Here is a 20,913-nt window from a genome sequence, read left to right as displayed (position 1 = left end):
CGTCATCGTCATCGCGGACTTGATCCGGGATGACGAGCGTGGGGAACATCCTAACGCGTGACTTCGAACGGCAGCCTATATCCGTCGAGCCCTGCCCGGATCGCCTTCTTGTCGATCTTGCCCGTCGGGCCGAGCGGGATTTCACCGACGAACAGCACATCGTCGGGCATCCACCATTTGGCGATCTTGCCGTCGAGATACGCCTTCAGATCGTCGGCGCAGGCATTCGCGCCGTCCTTGAGCTGGCACAGCAGGATCGGCCGCTCGTCCCATTTGGGATGCGCGATGCCGACGACGGCGGCGTTGGCGACCGCATCATGTCCCATCGCAATATTCTCGATCTCGATCGAGCTGATCCATTCGCCCCCCGATTTCACGACATCCTTGGCGCGGTCGGTGATCTGCATATAGCCTTCGCCGTCGATCGTGCTGACGTCGCCGGTGTCGAAAAACCCCTCTTCATCGAGCACATCGCCGCCTTCGCCGCCATAATAGCCGCGCGCGATCGTCGGCCCCTTGACCATCAGCCGCCCGGGCGTCTTGCCGTCGTGCGGCAGGCGGGCACCCGCATCGTCGACCAGCTTCATCTCCAGCCCGCAGAGCAGCCGCCCCTGCTTCAGCTTATACGCCATCTGCGCGTCGTCGCCCTCTGCCGCGACCGAGGCATTGGGCACCGACACCGTACCGAGCGGCGAGGTTTCGGTCATCCCCCAGCCCTGGATGACGTCGACGCCATAACCATCGCGGAAGGTGCGGATGATCGATTCAGGGCACGCCGATCCGCCGATCGTCACCCGCTGCAACGTCGTGAAACGCTTCGCGTTTTCCTGCATATAGGTGAGCAGCATCTGCCACACTGTCGGCACCGCGGCCGAATAGGTGACGCCCTCCTCCTCGATCAGCCTGTAGATGGATTCGCCGTCCATCCGCTGCCCCGGCAGCACCAGTTTCGCGCCGACCGCAGGCGCCGAATAGACAACGCCCCAGGCATTGGCATGATACATCGGTACGACCAGCAGCACGGTATCGCGCGCCGACAGCGCCAGCGCGTCGCGCTGCAACGTCATCAGCGCATGGATATAGTTCGACCGGTGCGAATAGAGCACACCCTTCGGATTTCCGGTCGTCCCCGATGTATAGCAAAGCCCGCACGCCGCATTTTCGTCGAACCCGCCCCAGCCATATTCGGCGGGCTGGTCCGCGATCCAGTCGTCGAAAGCGACCGCCGCAAAGCGCGTCCGCGGCATCGACGCGGCGTCGCAGAAGAAGATCACCTTCTCGATCGTCGGCACCTGCGGCAGCAACTCTTCGACCAGATCGGCGGTCGCCGGATCGGCGATCAGCAGCCGGTCGCCGGCGTGGTTCGCTATATAGGCGATCTGTTCGAGGAACAGCCGCGGGTTGAGCGTGTGGAGCACCGCGCCCATCCCCGCCGCACCGTACCAGGCCGCCAGATGCCGCGCGCTGTTCCAGCCCATCGTCGCGACGCGATCGCCCGCCTTGACCCCTGCGGCGGCGAGCGCATTCGACACGCGTTTCGCGTCGGCATGGATATCGGCATAGGTCGACCGGGTGACATGCCCCTCGGCATCGCGCGACACCACCTCGCGGCCGCCATGCCAGTTCGCCGCATGATCGATGATCCGATCGACCGTCAGCGGCACATTCTGCATCAGCCCGTCCATGTCGGCGCGACTCTCCCTCATTCCTTCGTTAAAAGCATAGTATACTAAGCATTTTGCTTTTGCAACGCCGCTCTGCCTTGCTTCGTCCGGCTCGCCCCTCTAGCGTCGCGGGGCCGGCACACCGCCGGCGACAGGGGATATTTTCAGCATCGCATGCGCACCAATCAGCTTATCATCGCGCTGTTCCAACGCTTCTGCTGGCTCGATGAGGGCCTGCAGGCGCGGCTGCACGACCGCGGCTGGCCCGATGTCAGCCGGCCGCAATCGATGGTGATGACCAATATCGTCAGCGGTATCGTGCGCCCCTCCGACATCGCCCGCAACCTTGGCGTATCGCGCCAGGCGATCCACAGCACGATCGGCCAGATGGTCCAGCTCGGCATCGTCGAGCTCGCTCCCGATCCCGGCGACCGGCGCCACATGATCGTGTCGCTGACCGCCACCGGCGCCAGGATGCGCCAGGATGCGCAGCGCGCGATGGACGCGCTCTCCGATCAGCTCGCCGAGCGACTGGGCCACGACCGGTTCGACGCGCTGCTCGCGACGCTCGAAGCCGATTGGGGCGACAGCATCGAACGCAAAGTCTAGGCGGCAAGCGCCTTCGCGACCGCGATCAGCCGCCCGGCCGTCATTTCGACCAGCGATGCGGGGAGCGCATCTTTCAGGCTGCCGTCCGCCTCGAATGCTGCGTGCGCGTTCGGTACCACCACTTGTTCGGGAATCACCAGCATCTGGATCGTCGACAGGATCTGGCGCAGGTGCATCAGCCCGCGCAGCCCGCCGAACGGGCTGATCGACGCCGACATGACCGCCGCCGCCTTGCCGCGATAGGCGCTCAGCGCGACCAGCCCCTCACCCCCCGTCGGGCGCGACGCCCAGTCGATGGCATTCTTCAGCAGCGGGGGCAGCGAGCCATTATATTCGGGCGACACGAACAGCAGCCCGTCCTGCGCCGCGAAAATATCCTTCAGCCGCTGCGCATCGGGCGGGAAATCGCCGGCCTCGCGCGCCGCCGAATAGAGCGGCAGGTCAAACTCCGCCAGGTCGACCCGCGTCACGCTCGCACCCTGCGCTTCAAGGCTCGCGGCAGCGAGCGCGCCCAGCATGGCGTTGAACGATCCCTCACGCGTGCTGCCGACGACGACTGTTATGCTGGTCATTTTCCCTCCCGGACAAAATAATTAGTATACTAACCTATTGTCCGGCGGACGGGCAACTGCCTTTTGTGATGATCGATCGCGGCGCAGGAATTCGGATGGCGGTTTTAGGGTGGGGAGCGGCCATGGCCTCCTGCTGTGCTCCCCGGCAAAGGCCGGGTCTTCAGAGCATAGCGCTCCGACCCCCGGCCCGCGGGCGACGTCAGGTGTTCGCGCCGCCGTCTACCGTCAGGATGGTTCCGCTAATCTGCCGCGCCGCCGGGCTCGCCAGAAAAGCCACGGCGGCGGCGACATCCTCGGGCTCGCCATAGCGGCCGAGCGGGATCAGCGCGCGCTGGAAGTCGGCAAATTCGCCGTTCGCCGGGTTCATGTCGGTGTTCGTCGAACCCGGCTGGACCAGGTTCACGGTGATGTCGCGCGGCCCGAGTTCGCGCGCGAGCCCCTTGTTGAAGGCGTGGAGCGCCGATTTGGTCGCATAATAGACCGTGCCGGTATCGCCGACGATGCGTTCGGCGCCGACCGAACCGATTGTTATGATGCGGCCACCCGCACCGAGGTGCGCGATCGCCGCCTGCGACGTCAGGATGGGCCCGCGCACATTGACGCCCAGCAGCGCATCGATGTCGGCGGCGCTGATCTCGGCGATCGGGCTCTGGATCGCGATCCCCGCATTGTTGACGAGGATATCGAGGCCGCCGAGCGCCGCCGCCGCCTCGTCGACCGAGCGTTTGATCGCGGCCGGATCGGCGCTGTCGGCCTGGATCGCGACGCCGCGCCGCCCCTTCGTCTCGATCGCTTTTATCACCTCGGCCGCGCGATCGGCCGATCGCTCATAGGTAATGGCGACATCGGCGCCCTTTTCCGCCAGCGCCAGGGCGATCGCGGCGCCAATACCGCGCGACGCGCCAGTCACCAGTGCGCGCTTTCCAGTCAATTCGGTCATGATCTTCTCCTTTATGTAACGTTCGATACATAAATAGGTAGGAACGTTGCAAACGGCTGTCAATGGATTTATATAGTGACCGATGCAGAAATCGGACTCGCCTTCGAAAACCGCTGAAACCGCGCCTCGCGGACGCGGCCGGCCGCGCGCGTTCGACCGCGACGCCGCGCTCGACCAGGCGACGCGGCTGTTCTGGGCCAAGGGCTTCGAGGCGACCTCGATCGCCGACCTCACCGATGCGATGGGGATTGGCGCGCCCAGCCTCTATGCCGCCTTCGGCTCGAAAGAAGCGCTCTACGCCGAGGCGCTGCGCCATTATGGCGAAACCAACGAGCATTTCGTCTGGTCGGGCTTTTTTGCAGCCGCGACGGCGCGCGAAGCGGTCCGCTCGCTCCTGATGGATTCGGCGGCGGCGCTGACCGGCTGCCTCGCCGACATGCCGCGCGGCTGCATGGTGGCGCTATCGACCGTGGGCGGCGACGATCATGGCGGCCTGCGCGAACTCGGACGTTCGGGGCGCGCCGTGACGCTCGAACGATTGAAGCTTCGCCTCAACCGGGCTGTCGCCGATGGCGAATTGCCGGCCGGGACCGATATTCACGCGCTCGCCCGCTTTGTGCAGACGGTCCAGACCGGCATGTCGATTCCCGCCCGCGACGGCGCGAGCCGCGCCGATCTCGAGGCGGTGGCGAAGGTCGCGATGCTGGGATGGGATGCGCGCCTTGCGGGTATCGGCACCGACGATTAATCCTGCGCCATGAGCAATGCAAAAATCTTCATCAGCGCGAACGAGCTGCTCGCCGACTCGCTCCGCCTCGGCATGCAGGTGGTGGACAGCGGCTTCAAACCGACCCATCTCGTCGGCATCTGGCGCGGCGGTGCCCCGGTCGGGATCGCGGTGCAGGAACTGCTCGACTATCACGGCCACCCCTGCGACCACATCGCGATCCGCACCTCATCCTATCAGGGCATCGACCGCCAGGATCCGCAGATCAGGGTCTTCGCGCTCGGCTATCTGATCGACACGCTCGGTCCCGACGACCGCTTGCTCATCATCGACGACGTCTTCGACAGCGGCCGCAGCATCCGCGCTTTCATCGCCGAACTCCGGGCGCGATGCCGCCACAATATGCCGCGCGATATCCGCATCGCGACCGTCTGGTTCAAGCCCCGCCGCAACGTCACCGATCTTCGCCCCGACTTCTTCGTCCACGAAACCGACCGGTGGCTGATCTTCCCGCACGAGATCGACGGGCTGACGATCGACGAAATCCGCCGCCACAAGCCCGAGGCGGCGATCATCCTGCGCGAAGAGGGACAGGACAAAGGGGGACGGGGCGATGCCTGACGCTTTCACATCATCCGAAGACCGCGCCGCCTTCATCGCCGGCCTGCCCAAGGCCGAACTGCATCTTCACATCGAAGGCTCGCTCGAACCCGAGCTGATGTTCACCCTCGCCCGGCGCAACCATGTCGCGATCCCCTTTGCTTCGGTCGAAGAGGTGCGCGCCGCCTACGCCTTCTCGAACCTCCAGGATTTCCTCGACATCTATTATCAGGGCATGGGCGTCCTCCACACCGAACAGGATTTCCATGATCTGACCATCGCCTATTGCGCGCGCGCCAGCGCCGATAATGTCCGCCACGTCGAAATCTTCTTCGACCCGCAGGGCCACACCGAACGTGGCATCGCGTTCGAAACGGTGATCCGTGGCATCACCCGCGCGCTCGATGATGCATCCGCGCGTTATGGCATCAGTTCGAAGCTCATCATGTGCTTCCTCCGCCACCTCAGCGAAGCCGATGCCGAAGCGACGCTCGACGCGGCGCTGCCCTATCTCGGGCGCATCGACGGCGTCGGGCTCGATTCGTCCGAAGTCGGCCACCCGCCCGCCAAGTTCGAACGCGTCTTCGCCCGCGCCCGCGCGCTGGGTCTCAAGATCGTCGCGCATGCCGGCGAAGAAGGCCCGCCCGCCTATGTCCATGAAGCGCTCGACCTGCTCAAGGTCGACCGCATCGACCATGGCAACCGCAGCCTCGAAGACCCCGCGCTCGTCGCGCGCCTTGCCGGCGAAGCCATGTGCCTGACCGTCTGCCCGCTCTCGAACCTCAAGCTCTGCGTCGTCGATGACCTCGCCGCGCATCCGCTCCGCACCATGCTGGACGCCGGGCTCATCGCCACGATCAATTCGGACGACCCCAGCTATTTCGGCGGCTATGTGAACGCCAATTACCGCGCGGTCGCCGACGCGCTCGACCTCTCGCGCGCCGAACTCGTCACCCTCGCGCGCAACAGCTTCACCGGCTCGTTCCTCGGCGAAGCCGACAAGGTGAGACACCTCGCCGCGATCGACGCCTACGCCTGACGGCGCCGCTCAGGCGGCCAGCAGCACGCCGTGATAGGCGCGGTCCTCGAACGCCAGCCCTGCCCCCATCGCGACGCAGATCAGCGCATCGTCGGCGACCCGGACGTGCAGCCCGGTCGCCTGCGCGATCGCGATGTCCATCCGCCGCAGCAACGCGCCGCCGCCGGTCAGCGTGATGCCATGGTCGATGATGTCGGCCGACAATTCGGGCGGCGTCTGCTCGAGCGCCGCGCGCACCGCGGCGACGATCTGCCCGACGGGTTCGGTCAGCGCATCGGCGACCTCGGCTTCGGTAACCCGGACTTCGGACGGCCGGCCGTTCACCAGGTCGCGCCCCTTGACCCCCATGACGATGCCCTCGCCGTCAGGCGGGGTCGCGCATCCGATCGCCAGCTTGACGCGCTCGGCGGTCATTTCGCCGATCATCAGATTATGCTTGCGGCGGATATAGGAGGAAATCATGTCGTCCATCTTGTCGCCGCCGACGCGCACCGAATTGCTGTAGGCGATGCCGCCGAGCGACAGGATCGCGACCTCGGTCGTACCGCCGCCGATGTCGACGACCATCGCCCCCATCGGCGCCGTGACCTGCAGCCCGGCACCGATTGCCGCTGCCAGCGATTCCTCGATCAGCTGCACCGAAACCGCACCGGCGTTGGTGGCGGCATCGCGGATCGCGCGGCGCTCGACCATCGTCGATCCCGACGGCACGCAGATCACGACATTGCTGCGCTGGCGCAGCGGGCCCGATCCGCCCTTCGCCTTGTCGATGAAATGCTTGATCATCTGTTCGGCGACGTCGATGTCGGCGATCACGCCATCGCGCAGCGGGCGGATCGCCTGGATATTGCTCGGCGTCTTGCCCATCATCAGCTTGGCTTCGTTGCCGACGACCTTGACCCGCCGCACGCCGTCGCGCGTCTCCAGCGCGACGACCGACGGCTCGTTCAGCACGATGCCCTTGTCGCGGGCATAAACCACGGTGTTCACGGTTCCCAGGTCGATGGCCATGTCATGCGCGGCCGATGCGAACCGATTGAAGAATTTCATGGGGGGCGGGGGCCTTTGGCTATGGGGAAAGAATCGGGTGCGTGCGCAAAGTCAGCGCGCGACACCTGTGACCTTCCGCTTGTGGCCACGGCCGGGGGCCGTCAACCACCGCAGGTGCAGACCGGTGGTTTCTCAGGATCGGACGAGCAAAACACTCCAAATGGCGCTATTCATGCACGTTTTACCGTCCGAAATGCCGGGTCGCACCGCCGCTCCTGCGCTCAATCGCGGTCCGGAACGATGAACTTCAGCCCGTGCAGCCGGACCACCTGGTCATCGCGACAAACCGGCGCCGCGATCAACCGCATCCACCGCCGGGCCGCCTGCGCAGGCTTGATTTCAACGTCGAGGGTGAAGCCGCGCCGATGCCGGATCGCATAGGCGCGCAATTTCTCCATCGCCGCCCGCGACTCTTCGCCATACAGCGCCACGCTTTCATCGCGGGTCACCGCGGCACCGCGCCTGATACCGAAAATATCATAGACCTCGTCCGACCAGGTCAGGCTGTTGTCGGACAGATCGCAGTCCCAATGGCCCAGACGGGTCAGCCTCCGCTGCCCTGTCGCCGCGACATCGACGATGTCCGGGATTGGGTCCAGCGTGTCGCACCCGTGCAATTGGCCGAGTTCGAAAAAGCGCTCGCGCTCGTAAACCGGCCAGCTATGGTGGACGGGTAAGGGATAGGTCTGCTTCAACGTGCTGGTCTTCCGTTGTGAGGACCGGGCTCCTAGCGAGCAGCGCTTAACAAGTCATCATCATGATCATGACCCGATGCGCGATTTCCCCTCCACCAACGCCCGCGTCAGCGCGATCCCGGCCAGATTCTGGGTGCGTTTGATATGCCGCACACGCGGCGCCGGTCCGTCGCCCGCCAGCGCCCGAAAGACCGCCAGATGCGCAGCCGCGCCGCCACGCGCGCGCACTGTGCCATTGGCCTGCGCCACCACCGCCGCCGCATCGCCGAGCAGGACAAAGTCGGCCAGCCCGCGCTCGCGCGCCAGCCGCAACGCCGCGATCAGCGCGAGCCATTCGGCGTCCATGCTGCTCCCTTGCCCGGCATCGCGGTCGATATAGGCGACGCCGCCCGCCACGACGGCAATCTCCATCGTCCCCGGATTGGGCCGGCATCCGCCATCGAAATAGATTTTGCGCCGGCGGCTCGTCATCGACACGCCATAGCCCGCTAGAATTTTCCGCGCACGGAAAAGGCGAACACCGGACCGATCAGCCGGTCGCGCTGTTCGATGAAATCGACCGGACCCTGGCCGCGAACCCCGGTGTACACGACGCGGTCGCGTCTTGACCGCGCATCAAGGATATTCGCAACCGTCGCGCGAACCGTCAGCCCCATCACATTCTTGTGCTCGACAAACACGTCGGCGAAAATCGGGCCTTCCCAGACCTTGTCGGTCTGATTGCGGCGATAATTCGGCTGATAATGCGCATAGTCGGCATTCACGCCCCACGCCCAGTCGGTACCGGCGACATCGTGGCGAAGGCGCAGTTCGACGACGGTATCGGTCCACCCCGAATAGGACCTTGTTTCGCCGGTGAACGGATCGCGGAGCGACGATTTCTGATGCATGACGCGCGTGTCCAGCTTGACCCCCTTCAGCCCCGCCGGATCGAAATTGATCGTCGATGTCCAGTCGATCGCCCAGGCGCGCGCCTTCGCGATATTGCCGACCGCCTCGCCATCGGCGCCGACCGGGATTACATCGACCTTGTCCTCGACGTCGCGGTAGATCAGGTTCAGCTTGGTCGATCCCCATGCGCCCAGCTTCTTGTTGATCTCGGCCTCGTAACTCCAGTCCTGCTGGGGCCTGAGGTCGTTGTTGACCTCATTCTGGTTGTCGTCGTTCAAAAAGGCGCGCGCCAGAAAGTCATAAAAGGACAGTTGCAAGACGCGCCGCCGCACCTTCAGCGACACATCGAAATCGGCCGACGGCGCCCAGGCGAGCGCCAGCGATCCCTTGGGCCGGAAGAAGCTGCGCGTCTGCCCGGCCATCCCGGTCTGGTTGATCGTCGAATGCTCGGCGCCGGCGACCAGCTGGATCGACAATTTGTCCGTCAGCTTGCGCCCGAAGCTGAGCAGCCCCTCGTACCGGTCTTCGCTCACCCCGCCGATGCCGCCCGCAAAGGGCTGGTCGACGAAGACGCCGGCCGGACCCAGCACCGCGATCGACGCGACATTGTCCAGCGTGTTGAACGCGGCCTCGCCCGACAGTTGCCAGTCGCCGCCGAACATCTTCCACTGATATTCGCCGCGCGCGATCGTCTCGCCCAGCCTGCCGGTCTGCGCGAAACGCTCGCCCGCCCGCGGCGACCCGTCGACCGGCGTCGTGACGATTTCCTGGCTGTAAGGCTCGCGGCTGAACCGGCGAAGGCCGATCAGCTTGAGCTTGCCGGGTCCAAGGCCGAACTGATAATCGCCGCCCAGTTCATAATTCCAGCTATCGGCCATGTCGCGCACGGTGCGCAGCCGGTCGGGCTGCCCCGGCGACACGCGCAGCCCGTCCTCATAATAGCGGTCATATTTGCGCTGATAATGGCCACCCAGATTCAGGATGCTGCCACCCGTACCGGTCCAGGTCACCCGTCCCGACAGCTTTGGCGTGTCGTAATGCGTGTTCCAGATGTCGGACCGTTCTTCGACGATGCGGCCGGCGCCATCCATGATCAGCGTCGGCCCGCCCGCGCCGCTGCGCGCGCTGTCGTCATTGTTGAGCGCAACCTCATATTCGATCCCACCCGTCCGCCCGCGCACCGAAATATCGCCGCGCGTGAACAGCGGATCGGTGTAATGCGCGCGAAACTCGGGCTTCCACGAAAATTGCCCGGAAAAGGCATCGGCGTGATAGACGATGTTCGTGACCTGCCCTGACAGTCCGGGAATATCCAGCGTCGCGCCATCGACAATCTCGATCCGCTCGACATTGCCCGCGGGGATGCGCGACAGCTGGCTATACATATCGTCGCCCTTGTTCGACGGCCGTCTGCCGTTGAACAGCACATTGCCCGTCGCGATCCCCAGCCCGCGCAGATCCTCATTGTCGCGGATCGCGAAACCCGGAACCTCGCGCAGCATGTCATAGGCGTTCTTCGGCGCATAACGTGCGAAATCCGCCGGGCTATAGACCTGCCGCGCCGCGCGGCGCCCTTCGCCCGCGGACGCCTCGGCGGATGCCGGCGGCGGCGTATCGCCCGGTGCGGGCGCATCCTGCGCCAGCGCGGGCGCGCTGCAAAGCACAGCGGCTACGGCCGCCAGACTGACCGGACGGATCACCGCCCCTTCCCTTTCGCTGCGCGGTTCATCGCCTGCGCATAGTCCGGCGACACTCCCAGCGCCTTCATGCTGACCACATCGTCGGCCTTGAGCCTGGTATATCCCGTCACCGCCAAGCCGCGGACATAGGCGCCATCGACGCCAAGCGCCTTGCACGCAATCGCATCGCCAAGGTCGGTGAGGATGAGCGCCGACGATGTAAGGTCGTGGACATAGGCGGGGGTCACCTCGAGCGCCGCCGCCGCGATCAGGTCGCCGTTGTCCTTCGCCTTCACCCCCTCGCGCGCCAGCCCGTCGGCAAGTTCGACCGTCGCATCGACCAGCAGCATCGCCAGCAGGTCGGACCGCCGCCCGGGCGCCAGCCCGCGCGTCCCGAGCTCGGCCTCGAAACGCGGATCGGAGGTGAAACGGCAACGGCCCCCGCCGTCGAAGGCGCGCTTCAACGTGCCCGTGCACGCGAGCGTCCCCGCCTCGTGCACCACCGTGAACGAGACCGGCCCCGCCCCGCCGCGCAGTGCCGCCTGCACCCCAGCCAGTTCGGGGCGGCCGCGGTCGAACGACAGGTCGCTGCTCGACGAGCTATGGCTGACACGCAGATGCGGCTTGCCGCCGTCCGTCGTGCGCCCCGCCGCGGGCGTCGCTTGCCATGCGATACCGCCGAGCATCAACGGATCGGCGGCGGTGCTCGGAACCGAACAGGCAAAAATAGTCAGCAGCGCGGCGCCGGCGGCAAGAAACGAAATTTTCATGGCATTTCTCCCTCACATGCGCCGGGCGAGCATCATCGCTCGCCGCCGCAGCGACGTTCAAACAAGGGTTAATGGAGTCTGGTGTGGCCTAGCGGCCGGGCGTCAGTCTTCGGACGTCTCGGGCGTCTCGGGCATCCCGATGCGGGCGACCCTGCCATCAGCGCTGCGCGCTTCCATGGCGCCGCCCGGTCCGATCCGTGCCATGCTGCCGTCGGCGCCGCGAGCCTCCATCATACCGCTGGCGCGCGGCGGACGCGGCGGACTTGGCGAGCGCGGCGGCCGGGCATAACCGACCGCGCGCATCTCGATCGCGTCGTCGGTCGTCGTCAGCGGATATCCGGCCCGTCGCATCTCGCGGACATATTTGCCATCGACGCCCAGCGCCCGCATCGACACCAGCTCGTCCAGCTCGACGCGCGGGAACAGCGACCGCATCTCGCGCGCATAGGGGGCATCGATCCCCACCGCGCGCGCGCCGACCAGCTCGCCGACGTCGGCGTCCGGGAACACGCCGCGCATCTGGCCGACATAGGCCGCATCGACGCCGCTCGCTTTCGCCGCGATGACATCCTCGACATCGACCCGGCCTGTGCTGTCGCGCATGCGCCGGACATCGTCGGGGGTGACGCCGGCCGCCCGCATTCCAACCAGTTGCTCGGTCGACAGCGCCCCATCCGGCAGCCCCCCGTCGGGCACCGCCGCAGCGGGCGCCGGACCATTTGCAGTTCCAGCGGCACCCGGCACGGCTGCGGCGGGCTGCGTTGCCGCAACCGTGGTGGCAGCGGCGGCGGCGGCAGAGGCGTGGACATCCTTTGCCGCCGCGGGCTTCGCCGTCGCCGAAAAGGCGGCGAGCGGCGCGGTGATACCCGCGAGCACGACCAGGCTCATCAGGATCCAGCTCGCGCTCGCCGGCCCGCGCTTCAGACTGCCGTCGAGGACGCGCGTGATCCGGCGTTTCAGGCTGCCCCGCGCCGGGGCAACGCCGTGCGCCGCGATCAGCGTCGCCTTATTGTCGTGGCGCGCCGCACCGACCAGCAGCGTCGCATAATCGGGGCCGTCGATATCGGCCATCAGCACCGCATCATCGGCCGCCTCCTCGCGCAGTTGATGGCTTTCGCGCGCCAGCATCCACACCAGGGGATTGAACCAGAAGACCGCGCAGGCCAGCCGCGCGGCGAGCAATTTCGCCCAGTCGAGCCGCGCGACATGCGCCAGTTCGTGCGCGATAATCGCTTCGGCCTCGCCCACCGCCGCGACCGCCTTCGGGCTCAGCACGATCGTCGGGCGCAGCACGCCCCAGCTGATCGGCGACCGCAATTCGTCGCTGACCAGCAGCGCGGTGCCATGTTTGAAGCCCATCCGCCGCTGCGCCTCGGCCAGCGCCGAGAGCCACGAGGATTCGACGAGCACGTCGGCGCGCCCGCGCATCGCGAACAGCCGCACGACGGCGATTCCCATCAGGCCGGCGAGCAGCGCCAGCGGCAGCGCATATATCCAGGGCGCCAGATCGGCCAGCGCCCGCCATGTGACCGGCGGCGATCCGGCCTTTTCCGCCGCGACAGGGACTGGCGCCGCGGCGGAGACCGGATCGGCCGCCGATCCCCCCATTGCCTTTGCCGCGTCCGCCGAAGGTGCGGGAGCGGTTTCTTCGATCGACCAGCGCGCCGGCAGCGGCTGCCACTGCGGCAGCAGAAGCGTCGCGACCGGCAGCGCGAGCAACGCGGCAAGCCCGGCATGCGCGACCAGCGAGCGTTCGCCCGCCGATCGCGAGCCGACGAGGCGCAGCAGCGCCAAGGTCAGCCCGGCGACCAGCACCGACTTCCACGCCAGCCCGATCAGGGCGGCGGCGGTGATCGGGCCGGCCATCACTGGGCCCTCCCTTCGCGCGCATCGGCGATCAATTTTTCCAGTTCGTCGAGTTCGGACGCGCTCATATCGTCCTGCATGCCGAGCAGCGCCGCGGCGGCGCTCGTCGCCGACCCGTTGAAAAAGACGCGCACGACCTGCGAAAGCGCCGACTTGCTCGCCGCCTTCTCGGGCACGCTCGGCGCATAGACGAAGCCGCGCTCCGACTGTTCGCGCGCGACGAAACCCTTGGCCTCGAGCCGCTTCAGCATCGCGCGGATCGCCGATCCCGATAGCGGATCGGGCAGCGCATCGCCGATTTCGGACACCGTCGATGCGCCCCTCGCATAGAGAATATCGACGATCTCGCGTTCGCGTGGCGGCAGGCTGGACAACATGGCGAATCACCTCATGCGCTACATTTGTAGCCTAGCTACATTTGTAGCGCATGCATGGCAAGGAGTTTTGTTGCGCTAATACAGAGCGCGCGTGCGATGGCGGTGCCGGGGTGGGGAGCTGCCGTTCGCTCACCCTCACTTCGTCATCCCGGACTCGATCCGGGATCCAATGCGGCGCCGAAGTCATGGACCCCGGATCAAATCCGGGGTGACGAGGAGGGCAATGTCAGCTTCCGGCCGTCAGAAGACGTCGTTGCCCCGCGCGAAAGCGAAAGATCAGGCCTTGACGTCGGACAGCACCGCCAGCTTGCGCGTTTCATCGGCAAGGTTGTCGATCACCCGGCGCATCAGCCCTTGCAGCATCTCGACCTCCGCGTCGCTCAGCCCCTTGGTCGCGATCTCGTGAATCTCGGCGTTCATCGGCGCGAGGACGAGTTCGAGTTTCTTCGCATGCGGCGTCAGGTGGATGAAGGTCTTGCGGCGATCGTCTTCGGTCTTCTTGCGCGTGATCAGCCCGGCCTTTTCCAGCCCCTTCAGCGCGACGACCGTCGTCGGTTCGCGCATGCCGACGCGTTCGGACAGTTCGCGCTGGGTAATCCCGTCCTCGCGCCACAACTGGCGCAGGAAGCGCCACTGGCCGGCCGAGACGTCGTGCGTCAGCGTGCGGCGCTCCAGCAGCCGCGAAAAGGACCGGAAGACAACCCGCGCCAGATAGCCGATGCTGTTTTCCGGATCGGTGTAATATTCGGCCGGATTCCGATAAACTTCTGAATTCTTGGCCAAAACAATGCCCCCTGCCGTGGCCCCTGAAATCGGGCGGACGTCCGCCTATCGCTTAACCTTAGAACACGAAGATTCGTGCGGCAACCTTGTTCATCACCATTTTGGCGGACACCGTTGTCGCAACCCCCCGAAAATATTGGACAAGAGCGCCATGACCAATTACTTAGTAATCTAAGTTATTGGAGAATCCCGTGGAGAAATTTGTCCGCGTCAAGGGCGTCGCGGCGCCGTTGCCGCTCGCCAACGTCGATACCGACATGATCATTCCCGCGCGCTATATGAAGGCGCTGACGCGCACCGGGCTCGGCCGGCATCTGTTCCAGGAATTGCGCTTCGATGACGCGGACCGCGAGCGCGCGTCGTTCGTCCTCAACCGGCCCGCCTGCCGCGACGCGCGGATTCTGGTCGCCGACCGCAATTTCGGCTGCGGCTCGTCGCGCGAACATGCGGTATGGGCGCTGACCGACTTCGGCATCCGCTGCGTGATCGCCCCCAGCTTCGGCGACATTTTCTCGGGCAATGCCCGCAAGAACGGCCTGCTGCTCATCCGACTGTCCGAAACGCTGTGCGACCATCTGCGCCGCGAGATCGCGCTGGCCCAACACGCCGCGATCGAGGTCGATCTCGCGGCGCAGCGGATCCGCCTCGCGTCGGGCGAAACGATCGCGTTCGATGTCGATACCGACGATCGCCATATCCTGATGGAAGGGCTCGACGACATCACGCGCACGCTGCGCCATGCCGACGCGATTGCGCGCTTCGAGGCGGCGATCGAGAGTCTGATGACTATACCCTAATCCCCATCTCGTCATTGCGAGCGGAGCGAAGCAATCCAGAGCGGTTTACGCATGCTCTGGATTGCCGCGTCGCTTCGCTCCTCGCAATGACGAGGCGGAGTAAAATCATCATGCTCTAATTCGCCAGCGTTTCTGGCGCCGCAATCGCCCCCGCGATTGCGCTGGCCGCCGCCAGCGCCGGGCTCATCAGATGCGTCCGCCCGCCGCGCCCCTGGCGATTTTCGAAATTGCGGTTCGACGTCGCGGCGCAGCGCTCGCCGGGCAGCAACCGGTCGGCGTTCATCCCGACGCACATCGAACAGCCGGGCTCGCGCCAGTCGAACCCCGCCGCGCGCAGCACAAGGTCGATCCCCTCGGCCTCGGCCTGCCGCTTGACCAGCCCCGATCCCGGCACGACCAGCGCGCGGACATGCGGCGCGACACGGCGGCCGCGAACGATCTCGGCGACGACCCGCAAATCCTCGATCCGGCTGTTGGTGCAGCTTCCGATGAAGACGCGATCGAGCCGCGTTCCGGCGATCGGCGCGCCGGGAGCAAGGTCCATATAGGCGAGCGCGCGTGTCGCCGCCGCGCGCGCTTCAACGCCGTCCAGCGCCGCCGCATCGGGGACATGGCCGTCGACCGCGACGACCTGCGCCGGGTTCGTGCCCCAGCTCACCATCGGCCGCACATCGCGCGCATCGATCCGCACCTCGCGATCGAACACCGCCCCCGCGTCGCTCGCCAGCGTCCGCCAGCGCGCCATCGCCGCGTCCCACGCCGCGTCCTTCGGCGCCGCGGGCCGCCCTGCGAGATAGGCAAGGGTCACCGTGTCGGGTGCGACCAGCCCTGCGCGCGCACCCATTTCGATGCTGAGGTTGCACAGCGTCATCCGCCCCTCCATCGACAGCGCACGCACCGCTGCGCCCGCATATTCGATGACATGCCCCGCCGCCCCATCGACCCCGATCGCGCCGAGCAGGTGCAGCGCCAGATCCTTGGCATGGACATGCGGCGCCAGTGCCCCGTCGACGGTTACGCGCATGTTGCGCGAGCGGCGCTGGCGGATCGTCTGCGTCGCCAGCACATGCTCGACCTCGCTCGTCCCGATCCCGAACGCGAGCGCGCCGAACGCACCGTGGGTCGAGGTGTGGCTGTCGCCGCAGACGATCGTCATCCCCGGCTGCGACCGCCCCTGTTCGGGGCCGACGACATGAACGATGCCGCCGCGCGGATCACCCATCGGAAAATTCTCGATTCCCGCGCGCGCGGTGTTGGCGACGAGCGCTTCGAGCTGCGCCCGCGCCTCGTCGTCGGCGACCCCCGCCGGCCCCGCCGCCTGCCCCTCGGTCGGCACATTATGGTCGGACAGCGCCAGCACCCGCTCGGGACGGCGCACCGCCCGGCCCGCCTCGGCGAGTCCCGCAAACGCCTGCGGCGACGTCACTTCGTGGAGCAGGTGCAGGTCGATGTAGAGCAATGTCTCGCCCTCATCCTCGGCGACGACATGCGCGTCCCATATCTTGTCGTAGAGCGTGCGCGCCGCCGCCTTGCCCCGCATATCGTCCCTTGCCCGAAATTACTTAGTATTCTAACTTATAACCCGGGAACAGGATATAGGGCAAGCGTCTATCCGCCGCTCTTGAGCAGCTCGCCGATCGAATTGGCGAAATGGCGCTCCATCGCGATCCGCGCCCGCGCCGGTTCGCGCGCCGCGATCGCCTCGGCGACCTCGCGGTGCAGCGCCAGCGTTTCCTCGCGCTCCGCGCTGGTCGTCCGACCCTGCCAGGCGCGCGGGACAGCCAGCTCCATCAACTCCTCGAACGAGCGCACGATCTGGTAGAAGAGCGGATTGCCGCTCGCCGCCGCGATCGTCTGGTGAAACGCGGTATCAGCCGCAGTCCGCGCGGCCTCATCGTCCTGGATTGCCAGCCCGTGCGCCGCCGCCAGGATCGCGCGCGCCTGTTCGTCGCTGCGGTTCGCCGCCGCCAGTTCGGCGGTACGCAGCTCCAGCGTCCGCCGCACCTCCCACACATCGGCCAGACTCACCTGCGCGGTGTTGACCGCATGCCCCATCGACGCTGCCATCACCGATCCGTCGATCGCGCCCACGCGCGGGCGCCGCCCGTTGCCGACATCGACAAGCCGCAGCGCCGCAAGCGCGCCGAACGCCTCGCGCATCACCGGGCGGCTCACCCCCATCTCGGCGGCAAAACTGCCCTCGCCGGGCAATGTGTCGCCGACCTTCAGGTCGCGCTCGCGAATATGGTCGCGCACGAAATCCATCGCCCGTTCGACCAGCGAACCGCGCCCGTTGTCGACGATCTGCATCGCTTCGCTCATGCCGCAATCCCCACCCTGCGCATCTCGGTCGGCGCCATACCGAAGCGCCGCGAAAAGGCGCGCGTGAAGCTGGCGTTGTTGAGATAGCCGCAGCGATAGCCGATGCTGCCCACCGGCAGGTCGCTCGCCGCGAGCATCTGCTGCGCCTGCTTCAGCCGCCGCTCGCTCAGCGCCTCGGCGACCGTGCATTGATAGATTTCGCGAAAGCCGCGCGTGAGCTTGTCGCGATTGATGCCGCAGCTTCGCGCGATATCGTCGAGCGTCAGTTTCTCGGGCCAGCGTTCGTCGACCATGCGCCGCGCCGCGGCGATCCGCGCGATATCGCTCTCGCCCAGACCGGTGACACCCTCGACCGCGACCAGCCGCCCTTCATCGAGCGCGGCGAAGAACTGGCAGAGCAATTCGATGCTGCGCGCCAGCCGCAGCGTGTCGGCGGCAGCGCCGTCGCTGTCGGGCGCGACGATCGACTGGCCCAGCGCGCGCAGGTCCGACGGCAGATACCAGCGCGCATCCGCGGCGGGGACCGCCTTGAACAACCGGCGGCACGCCGCGCGCGACACCGCGAACACCAGCAGATGGTCGCCGGCGTCGCCGTCGAGGTCGCGAGCGCCCAGCACGCTTACCACCGGTTCGCCGATATCGTGGAATCCGAGCAGGAGCGCGTCGGGTGGCAGCAGGCGGCGGTCGCATGCCCCCCGCCCCACGAAACTGGTCATTTCATGCGAAACGATGACCGGATGCTTGATCGCCATGATTGCCTGTCTCCCGGATCTCGCTCCTAGACCTATCTGACAGCTTTGGCAATACCTATATGACAGGTTCTACAGCGACCGCGACAGGTGCGCGGCGCATGGCGAGCAGGAAGGCGAAAAAGGACAGCGCGCTTACCGTCACCCCGACCAGCGCCAGTGCCTCGGCCAGCATCGCCTCGCTGCCCATCAGCGCGCTAACCTGCGTGACGAGCCACGGCGCAAGGCCGAAACCGATCAGCCCGGCGACCGCGATGAAGGCGCCGATGCACAGCCCGCGCAATTCGTTCGGAATGAACACGGTCAGCGCGACCGACACGACCAGCCCCGTCACCGCGCCGCACAGCGACAGCATGCCCAGCGCCACGGCGAAGCCGATGACCCCCGGCATCAACGGGAACATCGCGGCGGGAATCCCCACCCCTGCCGCGATGACCGCGCCCAGAAGCAGCCCGCCGCGCCGACGGCTCTTCTGCCCCATATCGGCCGAAATTCCGCCGAGCACCGCGCCCGCCACCCCGGTGCCGAACATCAGTGCGCCGACCCAGCCGGCGAACTCCTGCGGCTGCAACCCGAAGTCGCGCGACAACACCGGGGCGACCCACACCGTCGCCGCGACATCGGCCATCACTACCGCGACCTGCCCCGCGAACAGCGGCCCCAGAAACGCGCGCCGCGCCCATAATTCGGCGGCGACGATGCGAAACGGCGCATCGGGGCCCGCTTCGACCTCGCGGCGTTCGGGCTCGCGCAGCATCAACAGCGGCAGCAGGCACAGCGCGCTGATTGCCGCGAGCACCACATGCGCGCTGCGCCATGGCGCAAGGTCCGCGAACCACGAAGGCCCGCCGATCCCTGGCAGCAGGCCGAACAGCCAGCCGGTCAGCGCAAAGCCGAGCGCGACCCCCAGTGCCTTGCCCAGATTGACGATCAGCATCGCGCGCCCGCGTTGCTCGGGCGCGCAGAAATCGGCGCACAGCGACAGCGCGGCGGTCAGCGATCCGGTCGAGCCGATCCCGACCAGCATCCGCGCCGCCGTCAGCAGCCCGGCGCTCGGCGCAAAAGCGGTCAGCAGCGTGCCGAGCGTCCACAAGAGCGCCAGCCCGATCGTCAACCGCACCCGGTTGCGGCGATCGACGAGGACACCGATCGGCACCGAAAACAGCACCATCGGCACTGCGGCGCCAAGCCCCTGGATCAGCGCCAGCGCATCGTCGCCCAGCCCCAGTTCGGCCTTCGCGCTTTCCTGGATCGTCCCGAAGCTGCCGAGCGCGGTGAAACCCATCGTCGTCACCAGCGCCAGCAGCAGCAAGGGGACCATCGTCGCGGACGCGGTCAGCCGCCGCACCTCGCCGCTCGGTCTTTCGGCCAGCGTCGCCATCACAATGTGAAAATCTTGCCGGGGTTGAGCAAATTCTGCGGATCGAACGCGCGCTTGATCCGCCGCATCTGCTCGACCGCGCCGCCCAGTTCGGCGACCAGCCAGTCCTGCTTGCCCAGCCCGATACCATGCTCGCCCGTACAGGTGCCGTCCATCGCCAGCGCGCGCTCGACCAGTTTCGCGTTCAGCGCCTCGACCTCCTCCATTTCCGCCGATGCGTCGGGGTCGATCGAAAAGATGACATGGAAATTTCCGTCGCCGACATGCCCCAGGATCGTCGCCGGGACGCTCGCGCCCTCCAGGTCGGCGTGCGTCTCGGCGATGCATTCGGCCAGCCGGCTCATCGGCACGCAGACGTCGGTCGCCCAGCCGATCGCGCCGGCGCGCATGTTGACCGCGGCATAATAGGCCTCGTGCCGCGCGCGCCACAGCTTCGAGCGCTCCTCCGGCCGGTTCGACCAGCTGAACGCGCTGCCGCCATGGGCTTCGGCGAGCATTTTCACCGTCTCGACCTGCTCGGCGACATAGGCCGCGCTGCCGTGGAATTCGAAAAACAGCGTCGGCGCCTCGGGATAATCAAGCTTCGACCAGCGGTTGACCGCAATCATCTGCTTCGTATCGAGGATTTCGACGCGCGCCAGCGGCACCGCGCACTGGATCGACTGCACCACCGTATCGACCGCGCCGCCCAGCGTCTCGAAGCTGCATACCGCCGCTGAAATCGTGTCGGGCACCGGATGCAGCCGCAATGTGACCTCGGTGATAATGCCCAGCGTGCCTTCGGATCCGACATACAGCCGGGTCAGGTCATAGCCCGCCGCCGACTTGCGCGCCCGCCGCGCAGTGCGGATCACCTCGCCCTGCGGCGTCACCACCTCGAGGCTCAGCACCGCATCCTTCATCGTGCCATACCGCACGGCATTGGTCCCCGACGCGCGCGTCGACGCCATGCCGCCGATCGTCGCATTGGCGCCGGGATCAATCGGGAAGAACAGCCCCTGGTCGCGCAGATGCTGATTGAGTTCCTCGCGCCGCACCCCCGGCTGGACGACGCAGTCGAAATCCTCGGCATGGACCGCCAGCACCGCGTCCATCCGGCTCATGTCGAGCGAGATGCCGCCATGGACCGGCGCCGCATTGCCCTCGATCGAGGTGCCCGCGCCGAACGGCACGATCGGAATGTCGGCGGCGCCGCAAAGCCGGACCAGCGCAACGACCTCCTCGGTCGAATGCGCAAAGACGACGGCGTCGGGCAGCATCGTTGCGAAATGGGTTTCGCTGGCCCCATGCTGCCCGAGCACCGCTTCGCCCCGCTGGAAACGGTCGCCGAACCGCTCCTCCAGCGCCTCCACCAGGCTGGCGGGGAGCGGTTTGCGCTCCCCCGATGACACCGTCCCCGCCA

Annotated in this window: 21 protein-coding genes; 5 read left to right on the top strand and 16 right to left on the bottom strand. The window is 66.6% G+C overall.

Translation table 11 applies throughout. From position 1 onward, the window contains the following. Window positions 1-50 precede the first annotated feature (50 nt). Window positions 51-1,706, bottom strand: a complete 1,656-nt coding sequence (locus FHR22_RS03690; protein ID WP_243853448.1) for a long-chain-fatty-acid--CoA ligase — start codon at window positions 1,704-1,706, stop codon at window positions 51-53. Window positions 1,707-1,838: 132 nt separating this feature from the next. Between FHR22_RS03690 and FHR22_RS03685 the strand changes: the two genes are divergently transcribed. Continuing rightward, window positions 1,839-2,273, top strand: a complete 435-nt coding sequence (locus FHR22_RS03685; protein ID WP_166939055.1) for a MarR family winged helix-turn-helix transcriptional regulator — start codon at window positions 1,839-1,841, stop codon at window positions 2,271-2,273. Here the strand turns inward: FHR22_RS03685 and FHR22_RS03680 are convergent. Continuing rightward, entirely contained in the window at window positions 2,270-2,845 is a 576-nt protein-coding gene (locus FHR22_RS03680) for an NADPH-dependent FMN reductase (protein WP_166939053.1), read from the bottom strand. The genes FHR22_RS03685 and FHR22_RS03680 overlap by 4 nt on opposite strands. A 199-nt stretch (window positions 2,846-3,044) precedes the next feature. Next, entirely contained in the window at window positions 3,045-3,785 is a 741-nt protein-coding gene (locus FHR22_RS03675) for an SDR family NAD(P)-dependent oxidoreductase (RefSeq protein ID WP_166939051.1), read from the bottom strand. An 82-nt stretch (window positions 3,786-3,867) separates the two neighbouring features. Between FHR22_RS03675 and FHR22_RS03670 the strand changes: the two genes are divergently transcribed. Genes FHR22_RS03670 through FHR22_RS03660 form a run of 3 tightly spaced genes read left to right on the top strand, consistent with a single transcriptional unit; the run spans window position 3,868 to window position 6,151 of the window. Next, a complete protein-coding gene (locus tag FHR22_RS03670) occupies window positions 3,868-4,533 on the top strand; it encodes a TetR/AcrR family transcriptional regulator (protein ID WP_166939048.1) in 666 nt (221 codons plus the stop codon). 9 nt (window positions 4,534-4,542) lie between these two features. Next, window positions 4,543-5,133, top strand: coding sequence for a phosphoribosyltransferase (locus FHR22_RS03665; protein ID WP_166939046.1), 591 nt, complete (start codon window positions 4,543-4,545; stop codon window positions 5,131-5,133). After that, complete coding sequence (locus tag FHR22_RS03660; protein WP_166939044.1) at window positions 5,126-6,151, top strand: adenosine deaminase; 1,026 nt, start codon at window positions 5,126-5,128, stop codon at window positions 6,149-6,151. The genes FHR22_RS03665 and FHR22_RS03660 overlap by 8 nt, the downstream gene beginning before the upstream one ends. Window positions 6,152-6,160: 9 nt before the next feature. On the opposite strand, the gene mreB is transcribed toward FHR22_RS03660, so the two are convergent. From mreB to FHR22_RS03620, 8 genes are all read right to left on the bottom strand, one after another. Further along, complete coding sequence (mreB, locus tag FHR22_RS03655; RefSeq protein WP_166939041.1) at window positions 6,161-7,201, bottom strand: rod shape-determining protein; 1,041 nt, start codon at window positions 7,199-7,201, stop codon at window positions 6,161-6,163. A 221-nt stretch (window positions 7,202-7,422) separates the two neighbouring features. Then, window positions 7,423-7,896, bottom strand: a complete 474-nt coding sequence (locus FHR22_RS03650) for a hypothetical protein (RefSeq protein ID WP_166939039.1) — start codon at window positions 7,894-7,896, stop codon at window positions 7,423-7,425. Window positions 7,897-7,962: 66 nt separating this feature from the next. Beyond that, window positions 7,963-8,367 carry a reverse transcriptase-like protein gene (locus FHR22_RS03645; RefSeq protein ID WP_166939037.1) on the bottom strand — a complete coding sequence of 135 codons (405 nt, stop codon included), beginning with the start codon at window positions 8,365-8,367 and terminating at the stop codon, window positions 7,963-7,965. 17 nt (window positions 8,368-8,384) lie between these two features. Then, the gene (locus FHR22_RS03640) at window positions 8,385-10,487 is read right to left on the bottom strand and encodes a TonB-dependent receptor plug domain-containing protein (RefSeq protein WP_166939034.1); all 2,103 of its coding nucleotides are present in this window, start codon (window positions 10,485-10,487) and stop codon (window positions 8,385-8,387) included. Further along, complete coding sequence (locus tag FHR22_RS03635; RefSeq protein ID WP_166939032.1) at window positions 10,484-11,236, bottom strand: hypothetical protein; 753 nt, start codon at window positions 11,234-11,236, stop codon at window positions 10,484-10,486. Before FHR22_RS03635 ends, FHR22_RS03640 begins: the two co-directional genes overlap by 4 nt. Window positions 11,237-11,338: 102 nt before the next feature. Then, complete coding sequence (locus FHR22_RS03630) at window positions 11,339-13,102, bottom strand: M56 family metallopeptidase (RefSeq protein ID WP_166939029.1); 1,764 nt, start codon at window positions 13,100-13,102, stop codon at window positions 11,339-11,341. Continuing rightward, entirely contained in the window at window positions 13,102-13,479 is a 378-nt protein-coding gene (locus tag FHR22_RS03625; RefSeq protein ID WP_166939026.1) for a BlaI/MecI/CopY family transcriptional regulator, read from the bottom strand. Before FHR22_RS03625 ends, FHR22_RS03630 begins: the two co-directional genes overlap by 1 nt. 276 nt (window positions 13,480-13,755) lie before the next feature. Then, window positions 13,756-14,262 carry a MarR family winged helix-turn-helix transcriptional regulator gene (locus FHR22_RS03620; protein WP_166939023.1) on the bottom strand — a complete coding sequence of 169 codons (507 nt, stop codon included), beginning with the start codon at window positions 14,260-14,262 and terminating at the stop codon, window positions 13,756-13,758. Between the two features lie 191 nt (window positions 14,263-14,453). Between FHR22_RS03620 and leuD the strand changes: the two genes are divergently transcribed. After that, the gene (gene leuD / locus FHR22_RS03615; RefSeq protein ID WP_166939021.1) at window positions 14,454-15,059 is read left to right on the top strand and encodes a 3-isopropylmalate dehydratase small subunit; all 606 of its coding nucleotides are present in this window, start codon (window positions 14,454-14,456) and stop codon (window positions 15,057-15,059) included. Between the two features lie 115 nt (window positions 15,060-15,174). Here leuD and leuC read toward each other — a convergent pair whose 3' ends face one another. From leuC to FHR22_RS03590, 5 genes are all read right to left on the bottom strand, one after another. Then, on the bottom strand, window positions 15,175-16,599 hold the full coding sequence (leuC, locus tag FHR22_RS03610; RefSeq protein WP_166939019.1) for a 3-isopropylmalate dehydratase large subunit: 1,425 nt from the start codon (window positions 16,597-16,599) through the stop codon (window positions 15,175-15,177). Window positions 16,600-16,667: 68 nt separating this feature from the next. Then, entirely contained in the window at window positions 16,668-17,381 is a 714-nt protein-coding gene (locus FHR22_RS03605) for a FadR/GntR family transcriptional regulator (protein ID WP_166939017.1), read from the bottom strand. After that, window positions 17,378-18,133 carry a helix-turn-helix domain-containing protein gene (locus FHR22_RS03600; protein WP_208417471.1) on the bottom strand — a complete coding sequence of 252 codons (756 nt, stop codon included), beginning with the start codon at window positions 18,131-18,133 and terminating at the stop codon, window positions 17,378-17,380. Before FHR22_RS03600 ends, FHR22_RS03605 begins: the two co-directional genes overlap by 4 nt. Window positions 18,134-18,188: 55 nt before the next feature. After that, window positions 18,189-19,511 (bottom strand): MFS transporter, encoded by a 1,323-nt coding sequence (locus FHR22_RS03595; protein ID WP_243853550.1) that lies wholly within the window; start codon window positions 19,509-19,511, stop codon window positions 18,189-18,191. After that, a complete protein-coding gene (locus FHR22_RS03590; protein WP_425057413.1) occupies window positions 19,511-20,902 on the bottom strand; it encodes an FAD-binding oxidoreductase in 1,392 nt (463 codons plus the stop codon). Before FHR22_RS03590 ends, FHR22_RS03595 begins: the two co-directional genes overlap by 1 nt. Window positions 20,903-20,913 lie beyond the last annotated feature (11 nt).

The organism is Sphingopyxis panaciterrae (genome assembly GCF_011762125.1).
Lineage (GTDB): Bacteria > Pseudomonadota > Alphaproteobacteria > Sphingomonadales > Sphingomonadaceae > Sphingopyxis > Sphingopyxis panaciterrae.
Note: the sequence above shows the minus strand (reverse complement) of the source record. Positions and strands in the feature narration are given on the sequence as shown.

Excerpts from the sequence above, each read along its gene's own strand:
- FHR22_RS03690 (WP_243853448.1), bottom strand. The coding sequence starts at position 1,706 with ATGAGGGAGAGTCGCGCCGACATGGACGGGCTGATGCAGAATGTGCCG.
- FHR22_RS03685 (WP_166939055.1), top strand. The coding sequence starts at position 1,839 with ATGCGCACCAATCAGCTTATCATCGCGCTGTTCCAACGCTTCTGCTGG.
- FHR22_RS03680 (WP_166939053.1), bottom strand. The coding sequence starts at position 2,845 with ATGACCAGCATAACAGTCGTCGTCGGCAGCACGCGTGAGGGATCGTTC.
- FHR22_RS03675 (WP_166939051.1), bottom strand. The coding sequence starts at position 3,785 with ATGACCGAATTGACTGGAAAGCGCGCACTGGTGACTGGCGCGTCGCGC.
- FHR22_RS03670 (WP_166939048.1), top strand. The coding sequence starts at position 3,868 with ATGCAGAAATCGGACTCGCCTTCGAAAACCGCTGAAACCGCGCCTCGC.
- FHR22_RS03665 (WP_166939046.1), top strand. The coding sequence starts at position 4,543 with ATGAGCAATGCAAAAATCTTCATCAGCGCGAACGAGCTGCTCGCCGAC.
- FHR22_RS03660 (WP_166939044.1), top strand. The coding sequence starts at position 5,126 with ATGCCTGACGCTTTCACATCATCCGAAGACCGCGCCGCCTTCATCGCC.
- mreB (WP_166939041.1), bottom strand. The coding sequence starts at position 7,201 with ATGAAATTCTTCAATCGGTTCGCATCGGCCGCGCATGACATGGCCATC.
- FHR22_RS03645 (WP_166939037.1), bottom strand. The coding sequence starts at position 8,367 with ATGACGAGCCGCCGGCGCAAAATCTATTTCGATGGCGGATGCCGGCCC.
- FHR22_RS03635 (WP_166939032.1), bottom strand. The coding sequence starts at position 11,236 with ATGAAAATTTCGTTTCTTGCCGCCGGCGCCGCGCTGCTGACTATTTTT.
- FHR22_RS03630 (WP_166939029.1), bottom strand. The coding sequence starts at position 13,102 with ATGGCCGGCCCGATCACCGCCGCCGCCCTGATCGGGCTGGCGTGGAAG.
- FHR22_RS03625 (WP_166939026.1), bottom strand. The coding sequence starts at position 13,479 with ATGTTGTCCAGCCTGCCGCCACGCGAACGCGAGATCGTCGATATTCTC.
- leuC (WP_166939019.1), bottom strand. The coding sequence starts at position 16,599 with ATGCGGGGCAAGGCGGCGGCGCGCACGCTCTACGACAAGATATGGGAC.
- FHR22_RS03605 (WP_166939017.1), bottom strand. The coding sequence starts at position 17,381 with ATGAGCGAAGCGATGCAGATCGTCGACAACGGGCGCGGTTCGCTGGTC.
- FHR22_RS03600 (WP_208417471.1), bottom strand. The coding sequence starts at position 18,133 with ATGGCGATCAAGCATCCGGTCATCGTTTCGCATGAAATGACCAGTTTC.
- FHR22_RS03595 (WP_243853550.1), bottom strand. The coding sequence starts at position 19,511 with ATGGCGACGCTGGCCGAAAGACCGAGCGGCGAGGTGCGGCGGCTGACC.